Source organism: Paraglaciecola sp., from assembly GCF_039964565.1.
Lineage (GTDB): Bacteria > Pseudomonadota > Gammaproteobacteria > Enterobacterales > Alteromonadaceae > Paraglaciecola.
Map to the genome: position 1 here is coordinate 75,410 of NZ_JBDVXF010000006.1, position 19,481 is coordinate 94,890.

General features: G+C 39.8%; 14 protein-coding genes. 8 read left to right on the plus strand and 6 right to left on the minus strand.

Annotation, left to right across the window (positions count from 1 at the left end; all coding sequences use genetic code 11):
- Positions 1–23: 23 nt before the first annotated feature.
- A complete protein-coding gene (locus tag ABJK37_RS03350; protein ID WP_215933469.1) occupies positions 24–1,073 on the minus strand; it encodes a hypothetical protein in 1,050 nt (349 codons plus the stop codon).
- Between the two features lie 307 nt (positions 1,074–1,380).
- On the opposite strand from ABJK37_RS03350, the gene ABJK37_RS03355 reads away from it, so the two are divergent.
- Both ABJK37_RS03355 and ABJK37_RS03360 read left to right on the plus strand, forming a co-directional pair.
- Positions 1,381–2,232 carry a protein phosphatase 2C domain-containing protein gene (locus tag ABJK37_RS03355; RefSeq protein WP_348350107.1) on the plus strand — a complete coding sequence of 284 codons (852 nt, stop codon included), beginning with the start codon at positions 1,381–1,383 and terminating at the stop codon, positions 2,230–2,232.
- A 319-nt stretch (positions 2,233–2,551) separates the two neighbouring features.
- Entirely contained in the window at positions 2,552–4,894 is a 2,343-nt protein-coding gene (locus ABJK37_RS03360; RefSeq protein ID WP_348350109.1) for a bifunctional serine/threonine-protein kinase/formylglycine-generating enzyme family protein, read from the plus strand.
- Positions 4,895–4,910: 16 nt separating this feature from the next.
- Here ABJK37_RS03360 and ABJK37_RS03365 read toward each other — a convergent pair whose 3' ends face one another.
- From ABJK37_RS03365 to ABJK37_RS03375, 3 genes are all read right to left on the minus strand, one after another.
- Positions 4,911–5,867 (minus strand): universal stress protein, encoded by a 957-nt coding sequence (locus ABJK37_RS03365; protein ID WP_348350111.1) that lies wholly within the window; start codon positions 5,865–5,867, stop codon positions 4,911–4,913.
- 18 nt (positions 5,868–5,885) lie between these two features.
- Entirely contained in the window at positions 5,886–6,797 is a 912-nt protein-coding gene (locus ABJK37_RS03370) for a universal stress protein (protein WP_348350113.1), read from the minus strand.
- A 107-nt stretch (positions 6,798–6,904) separates the two neighbouring features.
- Complete coding sequence (locus tag ABJK37_RS03375) at positions 6,905–7,372, minus strand: c-type cytochrome (RefSeq protein ID WP_348350115.1); 468 nt, start codon at positions 7,370–7,372, stop codon at positions 6,905–6,907.
- A gap of 236 nt (positions 7,373–7,608) precedes the next feature.
- On the opposite strand from ABJK37_RS03375, the gene ABJK37_RS03380 reads away from it, so the two are divergent.
- Genes ABJK37_RS03380 through ABJK37_RS03390 form a run of 3 tightly spaced genes read left to right on the plus strand, consistent with a single transcriptional unit; the run spans position 7,609 to position 12,504 of the window.
- Entirely contained in the window at positions 7,609–8,880 is a 1,272-nt protein-coding gene (locus tag ABJK37_RS03380) for a hypothetical protein (protein WP_348350117.1), read from the plus strand.
- Positions 8,881–8,886: 6 nt separating this feature from the next.
- Positions 8,887–9,315: a hypothetical protein gene (locus ABJK37_RS03385; RefSeq protein ID WP_348350119.1), complete on the plus strand. Its 429-nt coding sequence runs from the start codon at positions 8,887–8,889 to the stop codon at positions 9,313–9,315.
- A gap of 33 nt (positions 9,316–9,348) precedes the next feature.
- Positions 9,349–12,504: an EAL domain-containing protein gene (locus ABJK37_RS03390; protein WP_348350121.1), complete on the plus strand. Its 3,156-nt coding sequence runs from the start codon at positions 9,349–9,351 to the stop codon at positions 12,502–12,504.
- A 139-nt stretch (positions 12,505–12,643) separates the two neighbouring features.
- Here the strand turns inward: ABJK37_RS03390 and ABJK37_RS03395 are convergent, their stop codons facing one another.
- Positions 12,644–12,916, minus strand: coding sequence for an RNA-binding protein (locus ABJK37_RS03395; protein WP_348350123.1), 273 nt, complete (start codon positions 12,914–12,916; stop codon positions 12,644–12,646).
- A 184-nt stretch (positions 12,917–13,100) separates the two neighbouring features.
- On the opposite strand from ABJK37_RS03395, the gene ABJK37_RS03400 reads away from it, so the two are divergent.
- From ABJK37_RS03400 to ABJK37_RS03410, 3 genes are read left to right on the plus strand one after another with little or no spacing between them, the layout of a single operon-like run.
- Entirely contained in the window at positions 13,101–15,059 is a 1,959-nt protein-coding gene (locus ABJK37_RS03400) for an alpha-amylase family protein (RefSeq protein ID WP_348350125.1), read from the plus strand.
- Positions 15,056–15,907 (plus strand): alpha/beta hydrolase-fold protein, encoded by an 852-nt coding sequence (locus tag ABJK37_RS03405; protein ID WP_348350127.1) that lies wholly within the window; start codon positions 15,056–15,058, stop codon positions 15,905–15,907. The genes ABJK37_RS03400 and ABJK37_RS03405 overlap by 4 nt, the downstream gene beginning before the upstream one ends.
- 42 nt (positions 15,908–15,949) lie before the next feature.
- The gene (locus tag ABJK37_RS03410; RefSeq protein ID WP_348350129.1) at positions 15,950–18,412 is read left to right on the plus strand and encodes a TIM-barrel domain-containing protein; all 2,463 of its coding nucleotides are present in this window, start codon (positions 15,950–15,952) and stop codon (positions 18,410–18,412) included.
- A 78-nt stretch (positions 18,413–18,490) separates the two neighbouring features.
- On the opposite strand, the gene ABJK37_RS03415 is transcribed toward ABJK37_RS03410, so the two are convergent.
- Positions 18,491–19,330: a mechanosensitive ion channel domain-containing protein gene (locus tag ABJK37_RS03415; RefSeq protein WP_348350131.1), complete on the minus strand. Its 840-nt coding sequence runs from the start codon at positions 19,328–19,330 to the stop codon at positions 18,491–18,493.
- Positions 19,331–19,481: the final 151 nt, after the last annotated feature.

The following is a 19,481-nucleotide window of genomic DNA, read 5'->3' on the forward strand; positions in this document are numbered from 1 at the left end:
AAATCCTCTTATTATAATATGGTTTATTTTGCAGACAAAATTATGCTGTCGCCGTGAATTTTTTCAATTGAAAAAGGCACTGTGTTCTGCTTTGACATAATGGTTAATTGTTCAAAAAGCTGCTCTGGCCAGCCCTGATATTCAATCACTAACTTAGTTTGTTGTTGATCCTGTAACTCAACTGATGAATCTTCAATGCCAACCAACCAATTAGCCATGTAAGCTATGATGTTATCGCTTTGGGTTTTATTACCTGAAATGCCTACAATGACTGGTTGTTGATGGTTACCGGACCACGCATCATTAGTGTCAATGCTAATGCGTTTAGCAATACGTTGTGCCAGTTTTGTGGCTAACCCTTTCATGGCATTGATGCTGTATGCACCGGCTTTTTGGGCCGATTCTACAGAGGTTGAAACGACTATAGCGGTTTGATTGCGCACCAACTCCACATTGGCTAACAATTGGTTGTTTTTTATTTGTATACCTTGGTATTCGTCACTAATCACGCTGCTCTCAAGATTTGATGTGAGTATAAAACTTGCGTAAATAGGCGTTTCAACATCGCTACTAAGCAATGTAAAGCCAGAACGCAGTAATTCTTTTTTTAGTGCGGTATCAAAAGCATTTTGAAGGTTAGAACGATCTCTGCCTGTGACGTGTGAGGCGCTGAATATAATGCGGGGTTTTTTCAGCCAGTTGTATCGTTTTAATTGAGTATCAACGTGAGAGCGAACGGCTTTTTGATCAATAGTCGCGGCAATATTGACCTTAAATGTATTATCATCATATTTGCTTTCATCAATAATAATATACGAATCTAACTTGCCTTTTGCGCTAGAATAGATTTTTTCAGAAGCAATTTTAAAATTATTGGTTTCAGTTCTGGCACTGATATAGGTACCGAATAATTGTTCTATCGCTACTCGTTTTGCATCCTCTATTGCCGCATTCCTTGCATCTGCAATATTGTTGTTTTCAATAGAACCATATCCTGTTACTTCTACAGATTTTGCCCAGGCCAAAGAAAAATAAATGCTGACCAGTAAAACACTCAATAAGCGTAACATCATTTTTAATACTTCCCTTTAAAATGCACTATAAATTTCAAATGTAGTATTGCTAAAATAACCTCATGTTGCAATGTACATAATTTAATAAAACCCAGTCGGTATTTCTATTCAGGGTTTTTAACATTGCTAATGAATTACGTTTCGTTAAATTGAAGCGTTAATTTCTAACTATATAACGAGTTAAAATACAGGTTGTTGAGCGTGTCGCCCAGTTGTAAAACTCTTTATCAGTTGTTACAAAGGCAAACCGTCACCGTAAATTTTATATTCAAGTTGTGTATTTCCCGCCCATTTGTAAGGACTTCATATGTATCAAGATGCCGCATGTTATGGCGACCAAATCCAAGGTAAACGAAACTATCAGGAGGACACTTTTGAAATAAAGGCCTTTGGGGATGAAACGTTATTCTTGCTATGTGATGGAATGGGTGGCCATGTTGCGGGTAAACAGGCAAGCGATTTAGCTGTTGAGGAATTTACAAAAGGGTTTTGTCACCAAGTTAATCTGCCGATACCCAAGCGTCTAGAGGCGGGCTTAACTTTTGCAAATGAGGCTATAAAACTCAAAGTTTTGCAGTCTAACGAGCTTAATGGAATGGGCACAACCCTTGTCGCAGTGCATTTGGGCCGTAATGCTATTCATTGGGTGAGTGTAGGAGATTCTCCGTTATGGCTTGTCCGTGATAATCAACTACAACGATTAAACGCAGACCACTCTTTGGCTGAGGTCCTTAAAAAGTTTGTGAAGCTTGGGCAAATTACCGCGCAACAAGCCGCCAATGATCCCAAACGTCATGTTTTACTATCATCAGTCAGTGGAGAAGAAATCCAACATATTGATTTACGTGAGTCACCTTTTGAGATGCGCAACGGGGATTGTTTACTCTTGGCAAGTGACGGTTTGGAAACCCTATCTGCGCAACAAATTATTCAGCAAGTCAAGGATAATAGCGAACCCAAAAAATGTGTTTCACAGTTACTTGAGTCTGTAGAAACAATCAACAAAGCTCACCAAGACAACGCGACCGTGATTGTATATCGCCATGTTTGTGCTTCAAAAAAATTCGCGATTTCAAATTTATTAACGCCTAAGTCATTAACTATTTTTTTGACTTTTGTGTGTTTGGTACTAGTAACTGTAGTAGCGGTCTCTCTTTAACCAAGTTAGTTGCAACATTCAAAAAAAATGTACTTAGAGTTGAATCGCCATTTCCTCCGTTGTTAAGCCTTGTTTGATATAAATTTCTTTACATTAGTTCGCGGTATCTGCTTAATATAGCGTCATTGATGTCGAGTGTTTTAGTGAGTAAGGATGTTTAAATTCGCTTTGATACCTAGCCTTTTATCAAGGGTGCTTACTATTTTTTAATGTCTAAATTGCATATTTTGAAGGGCTGATATAGTTTTTTACAACAGATGCAATGGGCATAGGGCTCAATACGAATCTAAAGTGTTTTGGTTTTAATGGGAATTTTTTAATGGAACTGCACGCCCTTCAACCTGGGTACATGTTATATGAATACCGGATTGAAAAAAAACTGGGTGAAGGCGGATTTGGTATCACTTACCTAGCCGTCGATACTCACCTCGACATGCGGGTAGCGATAAAAGAATATTTACCCAGTGATTTTGCAATGCGCCAAAGTGATGTCACAATCGCGCCAAAAAGTTTAGCCTTAAAAGAAAGCTTTGATTGGGGATTAAATGCATTTATCGATGAAGCTAAAACCATCGCCCAATTTGACGCCCCCAATATTGTTAAAATTCACCGTTTTTTTAAAGCAAACGGCACCGCATATATTGTTATGGAGTATTGTGATGGTGGCAGTTTAAAAGAGCGAATAATGGGGAAACCTTTTAGCGAACAGGTCACTCGGTCGTTGCTTGAAGACATAGCTAAAGGGTTGCAGGTAGTACATGGTAATCATGTTTTTCATCGTGATATCAAGCCCGATAATATTATGTTTCGTAGTAATGGCACGCCAGTTCTTATCGATTTTGGTGCAGCTAGACAATCGGTAGAAGGGCAAACTCGTACCGTGACTTCTATGGTTACGCCAGGTTTTGCGCCTCCTGAGCAATATAGTCAAAATACTAAATTTGGTCCGTGGACGGATATTTACGCCTTAGCTGCTGTTGCTTTTACTTGTTTAAAAGGGCACAAGCCAAGTGATTCCGTGCAACGTATGGTTGAAGATGATTATCAACCACTTTGCCAAGGTCCACACGCTTCCGGCTTTTTGCAAGCCATAGACTGGGGTTTGCAACTGGCGGCTAGTCAGCGCCCTCAAAATCTAAAATCGTGGCTTGCTAGCTGGGATAATCGTTTTGATGCAGACTCAATGGCAGGGGACGATAACACGGTTTTGTTGTCTTCAGCAGACAAAACCGTGTTGGAAGCGCCAGTTGATAGCCACTCTAGCTTTGTTCAAACTAGTTCTGGCTCCCCGCAAACTAATAGACAATCTTCATCTTCACCTGCCACTGCAGGTGGGGCATTCAAGTATATTGTGATTTTGGGTATAACCTTAGTCGTGATCGGAGTGGGGTTCTATGGCTATCATTATTTACAACAAGAAAATAACCAGATAGACACATTACCAGAAGTGAAAGTCGACGAGCCGTCAAGTGAGTCTCCCGTTCCAAAAATTATCGAAGCAACTGGCCAAATCTGGATTACAACGTACCCGGCTAACGCGCAAATAGAAATATTGGATGTTGATGCAAAATATAGTGCGGGTATGTCACTTAAATTGGGGCGTTACGGTATTAAAGTTAATGCCGCCGGTTATCAAGATAAAATCGAGTTTGTTAATATCTTAAGCGCTAACAATAATGTCGCGATAACCTTAGATGCTCTAAAAGGTAAAACAACTCAGCCTGCAGCATTAGGCAAACTTTGGATAACTCCGAGTCCTAGTCATGCGCGGATAGTTTTATTAGATATTGAACCCAGTTATAGCCCCGGAATGCAGCTGCAAACTGGCTCTTACCGTATCAAATTGATGGCAGATGGTTATGAGGATAAAGTTAAGAATATTGACATCAATAACGGTGATAACAATTTCACTTTATCATTAACGCCTGCAGTTGCAGCGCCTCCCCCAAAAGTGGTGTTGACAATTCCCTTACCCAAAATGGTTGCCATTGCAGGTGGTAGCTTTGAAATGGGTTCAAATAATGGTGAAAGTAATGAACAGCCTGTTCACACGGTGAATATCAAAAATTTCAGTGTGGGGCAAAGTGAAGTCACATTCACGCAATGGGATGCTTGTGTGGAAGCGGGAGGTTGTGGATATAAGCCCCATGATGAAGGTTGGGGTAGAGGCAATCGTCCGGTAATCAATGTAAGCTATAAAGACATCACTGAAGATTTTATTCCTTGGTTGAATAAAACAACAGGGGCCGTCTACCGTTTGCCCACTGAAGCTGAGTGGGAATATGTAACAAGAGCAGGCAGAAGCTCGAGATATAGTTGGGGTTACACTATTAATTGCTCGCAAGCACGATACGGCTATCTTTCGGGGGAGTGTAAAAAGCGCCAAAATACCGATCGCGTTAAGTCCTTTTTAGGTAATAGTTTTGGAGTGTATGATTTACACGGCAATGTATGGGAATGGACTCAGGATTGTTGGAATGACAATTATGGATCTGCTCCTAGCAATGGAGAGGCTTGGAATGAGGGGGATTGTTCTCAAAGGGTGTTGCGCGGAGGCTCTTGGCTCTCGAGGCCTGACGCACTGCGTTCTGCCTATCGTTTCCGAAATAAAACAACGGTTCGAAATAACGATCTTGGGTTCCGGCTTGCCCAAGACCGCTAATATACCTTAAATATTGTTAGTGAAACGGCGCCTCGAATCCAGTGGGTTTGACGGCTAATAAATCGCAGTCAACGGTTTCGATGAGTTTTTGGGCTGTACTACCCAGCAAACCAGTGCGATAAGTGGTACCTAATACTAGAATACCTGCTCTAAGTTGCCCCAATGTTTTTGGTAGCACTTCTTCAATATCCCCTGAAATAATATGTTGATTTTCACTGTTGGGCACAAATTCGCTGCATTCTTTCGCAAATTTGAGGTTATGTTGATAGCGTAACTTTTCAAGTACCATGGACTCGTTTTGCTCTTGATCAAAGGAGAAAACATCTGCCCACATACCGCTCTTGTCCACTGCTTCGAGAAGAATATCCCAATAACTAGGGTCAAAACAATGTATGGCCTGCAGCGGCATCGTTAAAGCAGACGATGCCACATAGCCCGTGTTAAGAATGTTTCTGTCCAATTCACTCTTGGCACTTAGGTTATGTTCAGGATCGATGGCTGCAACAATAGTGGTATTTTCTGTCCAATCTCTATTTTTAACGAGTAATACCGGGGCTGGACAGGCCTTTAGTAAATACCAATCTGTTGGGGTAAAGAACTTTCTAGCTATGGTTTTATGTGGATGTGTTGCCTTGATGACTAAGTCAGGTAGAAAGCTTGTGACTACTTTCAATATGCCTTGATAAACCGGCCAGTGCCACATCACTTCAGTTTCAAAGGTGACATTTTTCTGAGTATTTTGGTCAATCAAGTTGTTTAGTCTAGTTTGGTTGGTTTGTATGATTTCGGATTGAGTTTTTTCTAGCTGTTTAGTGCTTAAAAAATTACTCGCCATTACAGAGGGATAGTAAAGGCAACTTAGTAACTTTAAAGTTATGGGTTGTTGTTTAGCAAATAACAATGCTTTAGTAAGGGCTGGTTGCTCGGGTTTATCTGGGTCAATAACAACGAGTATCTTTTTAATGGTTTGCATCTTTTTAATCCTTGTCTCTTACGAGGTGGGTTTTAAAGTAAGGATGTCGCAGCTCATATTTGCGAGGATATGTTCAGCTGTATTACCTATAAAAGCGCCTAACAATCCAGTTCGACCGACTGTTCCTAAAATGAGCAATTGCGCGTTGATTTCTTTGGCTTTTTTGGGGATGACAATGTCTGCTCGGCCTTCAATTACATAATAGGGATTGATAAATAAATCGTGTTTTTTAAGTAACGATTCCATTTTATTTTTATGCAGATTACTCACTTCAACACTCATGCTCTCAAAATCAATGTTGGCCCAACCTACATCCATTGTTGGCAGCATACTTGGCGTCTCGAAGGTATTGACACTGTGCAGTTTGGTATTGGTTATACGGGCAATCATTTTAGAATACTCGAGAATATTGTGATTGAGCTCGATATGTTTGTTGTCTTCGGTGGCTGGGTCAATGGCTGCCAATAGAGGGTTTTCAGACCAATGTGATCCCCTAACTAATAAAAGTGGTGCTTTACAATAACGCAAAAGGTGTCGGTCAATTGGCATCGCAAAAGGGTTGATATGTGACGAGTCAGCAGTAATTCGTTTGATGACTAAATCGGGACTCAGTGCATCTACTACTTCCTCTATGGCTTGGTGCAATTCTCTATGCCAAGCCACGTTAACACTGCAGCTGATGCCTTTTTTTTTCAAAGTATCCGCCAAGGTATTTATATATAAATACCTGTCAGCCATGTATTGGTCTTTCAACTCTTTGCGATGATCGCTAGATAAAACATCGGTTAATTCCATCACAGGTTCGTAAATTGAGTTAAATAAATGGATATGCACCTTGCTAAATTCAGCGAATTTTAACGCTCTTTCCAGAGCAGGATGCTCGGAATGTCTACCACTTATCACTACTAATATTTGTTTAGGTGTATTCATCATTAACTTCCTATGTATTTCTCATACCCCATCTGCATAAAAGGCGGTTGAGAGGGATATAAAATTGCAAACACCATAAAGTTCACTGTGTTGATACTGCTAAACACCTACATCACTCTATATTGACCATAATGTGTATACGTTATTGGTTTCACATCATATTTGGGTTGTAAAAAAGCAACCAAATCAATCAGTTCTTGAACCGTCATGACGTCGTTGAATACTCGCATTTTTGAGCTTCCGTCCTGTTTACTGACTTTTTCTTCAATTGCGTGACTTCTAGGCGCTAATTTATGAGAGGGGTTGATTACAGAAGTGACTAATTGCGCGTAGGTAGTGACAACTGCAGAGGTACCACCTAGTGGTACGGGAGTATCAAATTCTTTAATTAAGGAGGCGTCGTCATAACCCTTGAGCGCATGACAAGCTAAACACTGATACTTTATAAAAACTTTTTCGCCTTTAACTAAGTCGCCTTCAGGCAAACTAAACCCCTTGGGTGATTCGGGGCCATAACTACAGGCAGCTAAAGTAACCAATACAGATACTGAAAAAATAAAAATAAACGCTTTCATGTGGATGCCTTACCTTTTAATTAGCTCAAGCATAAACATAATTGAAAATTAACTTAATTGGATAACCTGCAGCTTTGTTTATTGATTGGGATCAAACTTCTGCTTGTCAGTGCATACAAAACGGGAAAAAAACTTAACTTAGGTGTCATACTTTAGTCTAGTTTCAGACCAATAAACCACAATTCAAACGGTTATCATATATGCTGAAAAGCTTAAACACCCAATATAGAGACTGTATGAACTATAAAAGTGGGATTGCTAAGCGCCTTAGATTATGGGTACTTTTGTTATTTTTAATCTATGGGCAAAGTGTCAATGCGAGCTCGGTTGAACGATTAGAAAAGCGAGTCCAAGAGCTAGAAACACTAGTTCAACAATTATTACAACAGTTAAAACCTTCCTCTGAAGTCTCAGAAGCAAAACAAAGTCATCAAATAGATCCTACAGTGGATCCTGCCGACGTATTACCCGAGAAACTGCAAGAATTGGAGTGGCAAGTTGAAGAGCAGCAATTTTTAATTGACGAAGCTTCACGGGACCTTAATAACAGTATGAAGTTGGCCGGTTACGCAGATGTTGAATATAAAGGTTCAAGTAGAGAGGGGGGGAAAGAAGAGTTTAGAATGCACCATTTGTCGTTGTTTTTTACGCGGCAGTTTGAAAACGATATTAAGTTTTTTTCAGAGATAGAGTACGAAGATGCCCCTAAGTTTGACGGTTTAAACGATGGTTCTGGCGAACTAGAAGAAGCTTCGGGTACCATTTTTGTAGAGGCTATGAATTTTGATTGGAACTACAATCAATACTCAAATGTGCGAGTTGGACGTTTCTTTACACCAGCAGGTATTTGGTCTGAAGACCATTACCCTCCCTTCGTCTCCACTCAAGAAAGACCTATGCATATTTTTAAGATATACCCGCAATTAGTTGATGGTATATCTGGCTTTGGTTCAACCTATTTAAGTGATGAGATTAGCTTTGATTACAATATGTTTTTGGGCAACGGTGAATCGTCTATTGCAGGAAAAAAGGATCTCAATAGTAATAAAGCGACAGGCTTTAGAGGGAACTTTCACTTTCCTTGGTGGGATGACTTAAGTGCTGGGTTTACCCTATACAACGATAACGAAGACACAGCCAATGGTAACGCCGATAAGAGCGCTTTTGGTTTTCATCTTAAAGCACGTTATCAGGGGTTTACTGGACAAATTGAATATGCAAAAGCAAATTTGGAATTTGCTGATAAAACTATCGATTTTAAACGAGAAGGTTTTTATGCTCAGTTTGTTTATAACCTCGACCATTGGGCTTTAGGTTATCGCTATGATGTCTATGACCCAACTACACTTAACCTAGAAAATGTAAAACGCCATTCACTGTTTTTGAATTACCAGGTAAACGAAAGCATTACCCTGAAAACTGAATACCATGCCAATCAGTTTGATGACCCCCTGACAGATGATTTTGGTTTTTATATTTTTTCTATTTCAACATATTTAGGGAGGTAAATTTTGATGAATTATTTACGCGCCTCCTTACTTATCGTTTTATTATTTATCAGCACAGATGCTCTTTGTGAGCGAATTTACGTAGTAGTGAATGAAAAAAATTTACAGGAGATAAACGCTGAAGTAATCAAACAAATTTATTCAGATAAAGTGAGCTTTTGGAAAAATGGGCAAGAAATTTTAGTTTTTGAATTACCCGTTAAGTCAAATGCTAGAGAAAAGTTCGCGCAAACTATACTGAATAAGTCAGCGATATCTACCCAAAGGGATTGGTCCAACCGATTTGTGAACAATACTCTCAAAAATGAAGTAAAGATGAAACCGCAACGCCTAGTGGCTAGGTTTGTCAGTTTAAAAGAATCGGCCATAGGTTATGTATCTGAGTCTGAAATAAACGATCTGAGCGGTCTAAAAATTGTGATGATAATAGATTGATTCAGTTGTTTGGTTTAACGAGGAAAGAAAGCTATGTTTAGCGCCGTTAGTCAATCCATCGCATTAAAAGTGATAGTTGTGGTTGGCATTGCTATGACAGTTTTGTTCATTTTACAATCCTATATCAATGTCTCGAATTTTCAGAAATTGGTAAACCCTCTTATTATGCGGGAATTGGACAATTCATTAATACGCAGTAAAACGGTATTTGATAATATTCTTCAACAAACGATCGAAGATGCTCACATCATTCGTTCTCATAATTCGCTGACTAATTATCTCGATTATGAACAAATAGATGACCAACAAGGCTCAAACAGTGAATTGGTTGACTTAGAACAATTTTTAAGTTCGTTGACCGATTCTAAACCTCGTTATCGCAATGTAGAAATTATCACTGAAAACGGCTCTATTATTAGACTGAAAGACGGGCGAGTGGTTGAGTCGAATCACCTATTATTGGCAAATGGTTTTGTCGAAGACTTTGCTGATATGCAATACCTTGTGCATTATGAAGTTGTTCCATCTACCGTTAACAATCAGATTACCAATGAAGTTCTGCTCAAATTAGATTACCGATTTTTGGCTGGCAACGCGTTCATTGACGGTGAAGCATCTAAAGTTGAGATTCGAATTTCAACAAAAATCAATCAACCCTTGTCTGAACTTATCAAGAGTCTAAAAGCATCTACTATTAATTTCTCTGTGTTGTATAACGGAAAAGTGTTAGCCGGAGATAGTGATCTTTCTGGACATGAAAGTGAACTATGGTTAACCAAAGAATTTGTCGATGAAAGAACAGGCTTGACTTTATCAACCCGCATTAAGAAAACAGATGCATTTTTATTGGTTGATGAAATGCAAAATAACATAATCTTGCTAGCGTTATCGTTGTTAATAGTGGTTGGCGTGTCGCAGTTCGTTACCATAAGGTTACTAATTGCTAAACCGCTACAAAACATCATTGATTTTATCAATGAACGTGCTCTGCAAAATGTAAAGAAGGTGGAACATTACCATACCAATAGCAAGGATGAGATAGGGGTATTTGCCCAAGGCCTCAATCAAATGTTGGACCAAATTCAAAGCAGAGAATTTGCACTCAGAAACAGTGAAGAACGGCTTGGAATGGCATTATGGGGCAGTGGTGAGGGGCTATGGGAATACAGGCTAACCGACAGTTCTATCTATTTGGATAATATGAGTTGCCGTATTCTAGGGTTGCAGAATAATGAAATAACCACAGATTTCACAGTATTTAGCCGTGCTATACATCTCGAGGACAGAGCAAGAGTTGAAAAATACTTTAACGATTTTGCAAACCAACCAGATGAGTTATTTGAAGTGGAATTCAGGGTGGCCAAACAACGCAGTTATTCTTGGTTACTACTTCGAGGTAAGTTAGTGAGTGGTAATGAAGGTGACAGTGCAAATCAAACTGTTCTTGGTACCTTTAGAAATATTACTGAAAATGTTGCGTCAGAGGAACAAATACGGCTTTACGCCAAGGCGTTTGATAGCAGTAGCAGTGCGATACTTATTTTAGACAAAAAATTGATTGTGTTAGCCGCGAATGGGGCATTTAGTAAGATAACAGGTTTTTCTTTCAATGATGTTGCTGGGCGGATCCCCGATTTTATTCTTAACTCCGAACAAACGACCTTCAACATCTGTGATTTTACTCATCAAATTGAAGTATATGGCAAGTGGCAAAGTGACTTAATAGGAATCAAATCTGATGGTTCTCGTTTTGTACAAGATATTAGTATTAATGTGATTTTAGATTCAGAGCAATGTCCTAGTCACTATGTGTGTGCTTTTTCCGATATTACCGAAAAGAAAAAATCAGACGAAGACTTATGGGAACTGGCCAATCACGACATTCTGACAGGTTTACCAAATAGAGGGTATTTTAGAAAAACCTTAGAAAAAGCCATTAATAATGCTGTTCGAACCGACGATAATATTATTTTGTTATTTGTTGACCTAGATAGATTTAAACAGGTTAACGATACGTTAGGTCATGAATCAGGGGATAAACTACTCAGGAAAGTGGCTGGCATTCTTTCAAAAGTGGCGAGGAAAAATGATTATGCCGCTAGATTGGGAGGAGATGAATTTGCCATTATTCTAGAGAGAATTCCAGAAAAAAAACAAGTTCAAAGAATAGTCGATAACTTAGTGGCAAAGTTTGTATCCGGAATTTTGGTGGATGATAAAGATACAGGAGTTGGGATCAGTATAGGTATTAGCGTTTTTCCTAGCGATACCATTCAGGCCGATGATTTAATACATTTTGCTGATACGGCTATGTATTTCTCGAAAACACTTGGCACTAATCACTATCATTTCTACGATGCCAGTATGAGTGATCATGTTAACCGTAGAAATTTACTGGAAAATGAACTTAGGTCGGCATTACAAAATGACGCACTTAGTCTCTATTTTCAGCCTCAAATTGATATTGAATCCGGTAAAATTGTGAGTTTTGAAGGCTTGTCCAGATGGTTTCATCCTAAATTGGGAACCATTACACCAGATGAGTTTATACCCATTGCTGAAGATGCTGGATTAATTGTGCAGCTTGGGCAACAGGCATTATACAAAGCATGCAAACAATTGAAGGTTTGGCATGAACTAGGATTCGATGACATAAGCATTGCGGTCAACGTATCGACAAAACAATTTTTACTATCAGATGTGGCATTTGATGTAACCAATATATTAGAAGCGCTTGGTCTCGATGCAAAATATATTGAACTAGAACTTACAGAAAGTTTAATAGTGGATGATCCAGAAAAAATCATTGGCATGCTGAATAAACTTAAAGATTTAGGAGTAAAACTGTCAATTGATGATTTCGGTACCGGATACTCTTCTTTGAGTTATTTAAACCGTTTCCCACTTGATGTACTTAAAATTGACAAGAGTTTTATCAATCAGCTTACAACTGATAAAAAAGGCTTAGCAATTACTCAAGCCATTATTGCCATTGCCGATAGCTTAAAACTTGAGGTGATTGCGGAGGGAGTTGAAAATGTGGCGCAATTAAAGATTCTACAAAGCCTTAATTGCAAATATGTGCAAGGATACTATTTTAGTAGACCTCTTTCCAAACATGACGCTTTAGCGTTTCTCAATAACCGCCATCAGTGTGAACTACCGCACGTTGCGCAAGCTGATCAATAGCCTGAATTATCCATGTACTTGTGAATCTAGACACTAACGATAAAAAGTTGATTCTTTTTTTGACCCGTAATAATGATCTGTGCCGCCCCGATTTACTACTTTTCTTTTATTTATCAATGCAAAGAGGATGGCAATAATACTAATCGATTTTGGGTTTTGCTTGAGATTCAGCTTTATTTTCGGCATATTTCACCCTTATTTTATTGGCACCAAGCATAGTGTCGTTAAGGGATTTTACCGCTATTTTAGCATCGCCAGGTTTAGGCATTTCAACAAAACCAAAACCTTTAGATAAGCCATTGGTTTTTTCTTTCACTATATCACAAGATTGCACTTTTCCGTGGGCCTCGAACGCCGCTTGTAATTCTTGTTCAGTGGTCTCTCTGTCTAAGTTTCTAATTAATATTTTCATTTGATTTTTGGTCGCAAGTTGATTCTAGTGATTAATCCTCAATGATAACAGCATAAGCTTTGTAAAAGGATCTGAATTTAGAAATAGAAGTCCTGCTGTAGGCTCTGAATACGTATGTAGCAGACTGTTAGAAAGTCACATCGAAAGGTATGATTTAGGCTGCCTTGTTGACGGAACCTTGTATATGATTGAAACAAAATTAGCTAAGTGGAATCACTCTATTTTGTCTATTGTTATTTTTGCCGCTGCCACTGGGTGTTCACCTACACCTAAAGACACACTTCCCACATCTAAGCTACAAGCGAGCAATAACATAGAGCAATTATTACCCACCGAGCCACAAGGTAAACCTGTTGTATACCAAGTGTTTACACGGCTTTTTGGAAATACCAATAGTAATAATCACCCCTGGGGCACTAAGGAAGAAAACGGTGTTGGCAAGTTTAGCGACTTTACAGACTCTGCTTTGCAAGGCATTAAACAGCTTGGAGTGACACACATTTGGTATACAGGTGTGCCGCATCACGATGTGATCACTGATTATACCGCTTATGGTATTTCCAATGATGATCCGGATGTGGTGAAAGGCCGAGCAGGCTCGCCTTATGCGGTGAAAGATTATTATAGCGTTAATCCAGATTTGGCTGACGATCCCGCGAATCGCCTTCAAGAATTTGAAGCATTAATTTCCAGAACCCACAAAAACGGTATGCAAGTTATTATTGATATAGTGCCCAATCATGTGGCCCGTAACTATCAATCTTTAGCTAAACCAGATGGGGTAAGTGATTTTGGCGAGTTTGACGATACCAGTGTCGAATATGCCAAAGACAATAACTTTTATTATGTAGTGGGCGAAGATTTTCAAGTGCCGGTTTTTCTTGACTCATATAGCCCACTAGGGGGACAGGCTCACCCGTTAAAAGATGGAAAATTTACTGAGTCACCGGCTAAATGGACCGGTAACGGTTCGCGTAAATCGCAACCACATTTCCATGATTGGTATGAAACCGTCAAAGTTAACTATGGTGTAAAACCTGATGGTAGTTACGACTTCCCGCGGTTACCAAAACATTATATGCAACTTGGATTTGAGCAACATGCACAATTTTGGCAAGACAAAGAGGTTCCCGATTCATGGCGTAAGTTTCGCGATATTACCCACTACTGGCTAGACAAGGGGGTCGATGGATTTCGATACGATATGGCAGAGATGGTGCCGGTTGAATTTTGGAGTTATTTAAATTCATCGCTAAAAATGAAAAATCCTCATACGTTTTTATTAGCCGAGGTATACAACCCAGATTTATATCGACAATATATACAGTTTGGGAAAATGGACTATTTGTACGACAAAGTCGAGTTTTACGATAGCCTTAAGGCCATTATGCAAGGCAAGGAACAGGCTGGTGTGTTGCATCAAATCCAAGCAGGGCATCAGGATATCGAACAGCATATGCTGCACTTTCTAGAAAACCATGATGAACAGCGTATCGCCAGCGACGAATTTGCAGGTCTTGTAGGGGGCGCACAAATGGGCATGCCTGCTTTGGTGGTCTCAGCATTAATCAGTCGTTCACCCACTTTGTTGTATTTCGGACAAGAGGTAGGTGAAGACGGTAGCGAAGATTTAGGTTTTGGCGACCCCTCACGTACCAGCATTTTTGATTATGGTGGTGTGCCAGCTCACCAGCGTTGGATGAATAACGGTAAGTTCGATGGTGGTATGTTAAGTGTTTCAGAAAAGGCGTTGCGGAATTTTTACGCAAACCTAATGAAAATATCAGCGTTTCACCCTGCGATGTTAGGTGATTATATGCCCGCTGTGGTTAACGCTGACTACGTTACCAAAAGCGATACTCAACAAACACACGTTCTTGTCGCTACAGATAAAGTGATTGCTTTTATTCGTTACACCGAGCAACAGCGATTGTTAGTGATTAGCCATTTCGGACAACATCAAAGCGTTGACCTCGCTGTGACCTTAAACGCCCAACAACTAAATAAGTTAAAACTCAGTCAAAATAGTTACCAAGGTGTAGATTTATTAACTGGAGATCAACACTTCCTGAGTATAGAAGATAGCTTAGGCCTGTTAGAATTGCGTTTAGCACCTATGCAATCTGTCGTGATCCAATTATGAAATTAAAATTAGTGTTTCCAAAAGTTCTATTAATCTGTGTATTAATAGTCTCTGCTTGTAGTGAGCCAGAAAAGCAAACCACTGCAACGGCTAACGTGCAAGTCTTGCCCTATCAATTTTTGATGCCTGAGTTGGACAGACAACGCACAGTTCGCCTGTATTTACCGCCTAGTTACCATCAATCAGATAAAAGTTATCCAGTCATCTATATGCATGATGCACAAAACTTATTTGACGATAAAACTGCGTCTTCTGGAGAATGGGAGGTTGACGAGTCACTCAACCAGCTTGCAGAAAAGCAGGGTTTTGAAGTGATTGTGGTAGGCATAGATAACGATGCCGACTTTCGTATGAACGAATTATCCCCGTGGGAAAATAAGCGATTTGGCGAGGCACAAGGTCAGCAATATATGGCGTTTATTGTTGAGGTTGTTAAACCGTATATCGATACAAATTTTCGAACCCAAGCAGACCGTTTGCATACAGCTATCATGGGAAGCTCAATGGGTGGCTTGATGTCTCACTATGCCATTCATGCCTATCCACAGGTGTTCAGTAAAGCTGGGATTTTTTCACCGTCCTATTGGTATTCACAAGACGTTTTTTCTTACAGTAGATTTAAAAAAGCCCCGTTGGATGCGCGTTTATACGTGATGTATGGTGACAAAGAAGGCGATGGCATGATAGCCGATACCGATAAAATGTTGCGACAGTTAAGGCAGCAAGGTCATCCAAGGCAAAACGCGTTATTTAAGCGTGTTCCTAATGGCGAACATAATGAGCAATTGTGGCGCACCGAGTTTTCTGAAGCCATTCAGTGGTTATTCCAACAACAACCCGCTTTTTAATTTGTTGCGATATTTTTACACTTTCCCTAGAAGACCATCATTATGTTTTTAAATAAAAATTCGATTGTTAACCACCAAGCTAAAACGCCACTAATTAAGTCATTGATACTGCTTAGTTTAATGTTTTTTGGCTCTTTGCTTCAGGCTGCAGAGTACCAAAATCATAGACTTGAAGCTAATGTGATGATTATTTCAACTGATCAAGGTCAGGTGTCACTTAGCGCGCGTTCGGCTGATGCTTTTGAGGTGTTTTATCAGCCTAACAACACTAAACAGTTACCTTCGTTTGCCCTTGATGATGACTCAGAAATATTAGCGTTAGCTGTAAAAAGTAACCTCGATACAGTACAAGTCAGTACTGGAAAATTAACCGCTATTATCGATAAATCTCCATTTAAAATACGTTACTACCAAGCTGAAAAATTACTACTTGAAGAAGAAGTTGGTCTATTTTTGCAGGACACACAACGAGGTTTTCGTTTTAAGTTACAACCTGATGAAAAATTAATTGGTGGTGGCCAGCGAGTCTTAGGAATGGACCGGCGAGGGCAGCGTTTTCCTTTATATAATAAAGCCCATTACGGTTACACCTCCGAATCAAACCAAATGTATTTTGGGCTGTCTGCGATTTTATCTAATCGTAACTATGCTTTGATTTTTGATAATTCAGCCAGTGGTTATATGGACTTAGGTCATACCGAGCCAGATGTTATGCAATTTGAAGCAGTGGCTGGGCGTACTGCATATGTAGTCGTTGCTGGCATTGATGCGCCGGATGTAGTCAAAAATTTCGTAGCCATTACAGGTAATCAACCATTGCCGCCCCGTTGGTCGCTAGGTAATTTTGCCTCTCGATTTGGGTATAAAACTGAGCAACAAACACGAAATACCGTTCAGGAATTTATCAGTCAAGACTTCCCGTTGGATGCAGTGGTTTTAGATCTATATTGGTTTGGCAAGGATATAAAAGGTCATATGGGAAACTTAGACTGGGATACGGACACTTTTCCAAAACCACAAAAAATGATGGCAGACTTTAGTGCCAACGGAGTAAAAACAATACTCATCACTGAACCCTTTATTTTGTCTAGTTCAGATAAGTGGCAACAAGCGGTCGATAATCATGTCTTAGCGAAAAACCATGCGGGTGCACCGCGCCGCTTTGATTTCTACTTTGGAAATACCGGGTTGATAGATGTCTTTGATCAACAGGCCAGCAACTGGTTTACTGATATCTATAGCGATTTGTTTGCCCAAGGTGTGGCAGGCTGGTGGGGCGATTTAGGGGAGCCAGAGGTGCACCCTGGCGACAGCATACATAATTTTAATGGACTCCAAGTAACGGGAGACGAAATCCACAACGCCTATGGGCACATGTGGGCAAAAAGAGTCTACGATAACCAGTTGGCTATTGCACCAGAGCAACGTCCATTTATTATGATGCGCTCGGGTTTTGTGGGGTCACAGCGTTATGGGATGATCCCATGGACAGGCGATGTGAGTCGTTCTTGGGATGGTTTAAAACCGCAGGTCGAGTTGTCATTGCAAATGAGTCTTCTGGGTTTTGGGTATACCCATTCAGATTTGGGTGGTTTTGCCGGTGGTGAAACCTTTGATCAAGAACTCTATATACGCTGGCTACAATATGGCGTATTTCAGCCGGTATTTAGACCTCACGCTCAAGATAATATTGCCCCAGAGCCGATATTCCATGACAAACAAACCAAAGATATTTTGCGGGAATACGTCAAACTGCGCTATTCGATGTTGCCTTACAATTACTCGCTAGCTTACGAAAACAGCCTAACAGGTATGCCGTTAATGCGTCCGGTATTTTTTGAGGACTTATCCAACCCGAAATTGATTGATATTGCAGACAGTTACTTTTGGGGCAACGCGTTTTTCGTAAAACCTATTACCGAGCCTAACCTTGCAGTTGTCTCAATGGACTTACCTCAAGGGGTCTGGTTTGACTATTGGACAGATAAAAAATACCTAGGTAATCAAACGGTTGAATTGACCAATCAACTAGAAAAGCTGCCAGTAATGGTCCGTGGCGGCTCATTTATTCCTATGGTTGAGCCGGTGCAATCCACAGATTTTTACACAACACAAAGTTTGATGCTGCATTATTACGCAGATACATCAGTGAAGTTCTCAACGGGTGTGATGTATGACGATGACGGCGTAGATCCTAATGCGATAAAAAATAAACACTATGAAAAGTTAACTTTTGATAGCCGACAAAACAAAACGCAAATTAGTTTTAACCTCAAGCGTCAGGGACAATATCCTACAATGCCGAACACTAGGGCATTAACTATGATGGTTCATAACTGGCAGCAGAAACCCAAAGTCATTTTAGTTAATCACAAAGCGGTTGAATTGGTGGACAATATACAGACCTTTTCAGATTCTTCACAAGTAGGCTATTGGGATCAAAAAAGTAAGATTTTGAAGCTTAAATTTAACTGGACTAAAGATGTTGAGTTAGCAATAAAATAGGCGCAGTTCACTATGAATATAATGAATGCGCCTTTTACTATGTCGCCAATACTAGTAGCAAATTTTTAAGGTACTTCCTTAATCTTGAGCACTGTCTTGGATCATATGTATATCCCGTTGTGGGAATGGAATAGTTAAACCTGCTTCTTCTACAGCAGCCTTAAGGGCTGGACGAATATCAAAATACAAATCCCAATAGTCATCTGTTTTGGCGAACGCTCTGACTAAAAAGTCAACTGAGCTAGAGCCTAAATCAACCACAGCCACTACGTTACCTTCATCTTGTAATACTCTAGGATCGTTTTTTAGCACAGCTTCCATTGCGGCTTTTCCTTTTGCAATGTCGTCAGAGTAAGAAATACCTATGGATATCTCTACCGCTCTAACATCACTGGCAGTGTAATTAATAATATTACCGTTTGCTAATGGGCCGTTTGGCACAATAATGATACGTTTGTCGAAGGTCATAAAAGTTGTGACAAAAATGCCAATATCAGTCACTACACCTTCTAGTCCCTGAGCTCCAACATAATCGCCTACTTTGAATGGGCGAAATATAAGCACCATCACTCCACCCGCAAAGTTAGATAAACTGCCTTGAAGTGCCAAGCCAACAGCTAAACCTGCCGCACCTAGGATTGCGATAAATGAGGTCGTTTCGATGCCAATCATCGACGCAACGCTTATGACTAACAGTACTTTTAATACAACTTCAAAAATATTAGTTAAAAATTTTGCTAAGGTTTCGTCGGGTAACCCTTTTATTGAGTAACGTCTAACCACATCACTGAGTTTGCCAATAATCCACAGGCCTACAATCAGTACGATCAACGCCAGAATAAATTGACTGCCGTATTCTGTCGCTAAGGTGATAGCTTTGTCGTAGAAGGTTTGTAATTGTGTTTCAACTGAATCCATTTTGCTTCCTTATAGTGAAATAATAATTCCTAGCTACTATGGGTGGAATATGAAGATTCAGCAAATGTTTTTTGATGTTTAATTTTAAATAACGGAGTGGTTTGAAGGGAAATTCCGTCTAATTATCAAGTTATTAGACGGAAAGTGAAGA

Excerpts from the sequence above, each read along its gene's own strand:
- ABJK37_RS03350 (WP_215933469.1), bottom strand. The coding sequence starts at position 1,073 with ATGATGTTACGCTTATTGAGTGTTTTACTGGTCAGCATTTATTTTTCT.
- ABJK37_RS03355 (WP_348350107.1), top strand. The coding sequence starts at position 1,381 with ATGTATCAAGATGCCGCATGTTATGGCGACCAAATCCAAGGTAAACGA.
- ABJK37_RS03360 (WP_348350109.1), top strand. The coding sequence starts at position 2,552 with ATGGAACTGCACGCCCTTCAACCTGGGTACATGTTATATGAATACCGG.
- ABJK37_RS03365 (WP_348350111.1), bottom strand. The coding sequence starts at position 5,867 with ATGCAAACCATTAAAAAGATACTCGTTGTTATTGACCCAGATAAACCC.
- ABJK37_RS03370 (WP_348350113.1), bottom strand. The coding sequence starts at position 6,797 with ATGAATACACCTAAACAAATATTAGTAGTGATAAGTGGTAGACATTCC.
- ABJK37_RS03375 (WP_348350115.1), bottom strand. The coding sequence starts at position 7,372 with ATGAAAGCGTTTATTTTTATTTTTTCAGTATCTGTATTGGTTACTTTA.
- ABJK37_RS03380 (WP_348350117.1), top strand. The coding sequence starts at position 7,609 with ATGAACTATAAAAGTGGGATTGCTAAGCGCCTTAGATTATGGGTACTT.
- ABJK37_RS03385 (WP_348350119.1), top strand. The coding sequence starts at position 8,887 with ATGAATTATTTACGCGCCTCCTTACTTATCGTTTTATTATTTATCAGC.
- ABJK37_RS03390 (WP_348350121.1), top strand. The coding sequence starts at position 9,349 with ATGTTTAGCGCCGTTAGTCAATCCATCGCATTAAAAGTGATAGTTGTG.
- ABJK37_RS03395 (WP_348350123.1), bottom strand. The coding sequence starts at position 12,916 with ATGAAAATATTAATTAGAAACTTAGACAGAGAGACCACTGAACAAGAA.
- ABJK37_RS03400 (WP_348350125.1), top strand. The coding sequence starts at position 13,101 with ATGATTGAAACAAAATTAGCTAAGTGGAATCACTCTATTTTGTCTATT.
- ABJK37_RS03405 (WP_348350127.1), top strand. The coding sequence starts at position 15,056 with ATGAAATTAAAATTAGTGTTTCCAAAAGTTCTATTAATCTGTGTATTA.
- ABJK37_RS03410 (WP_348350129.1), top strand. The coding sequence starts at position 15,950 with ATGTTTTTAAATAAAAATTCGATTGTTAACCACCAAGCTAAAACGCCA.
- ABJK37_RS03415 (WP_348350131.1), bottom strand. The coding sequence starts at position 19,330 with ATGGATTCAGTTGAAACACAATTACAAACCTTCTACGACAAAGCTATC.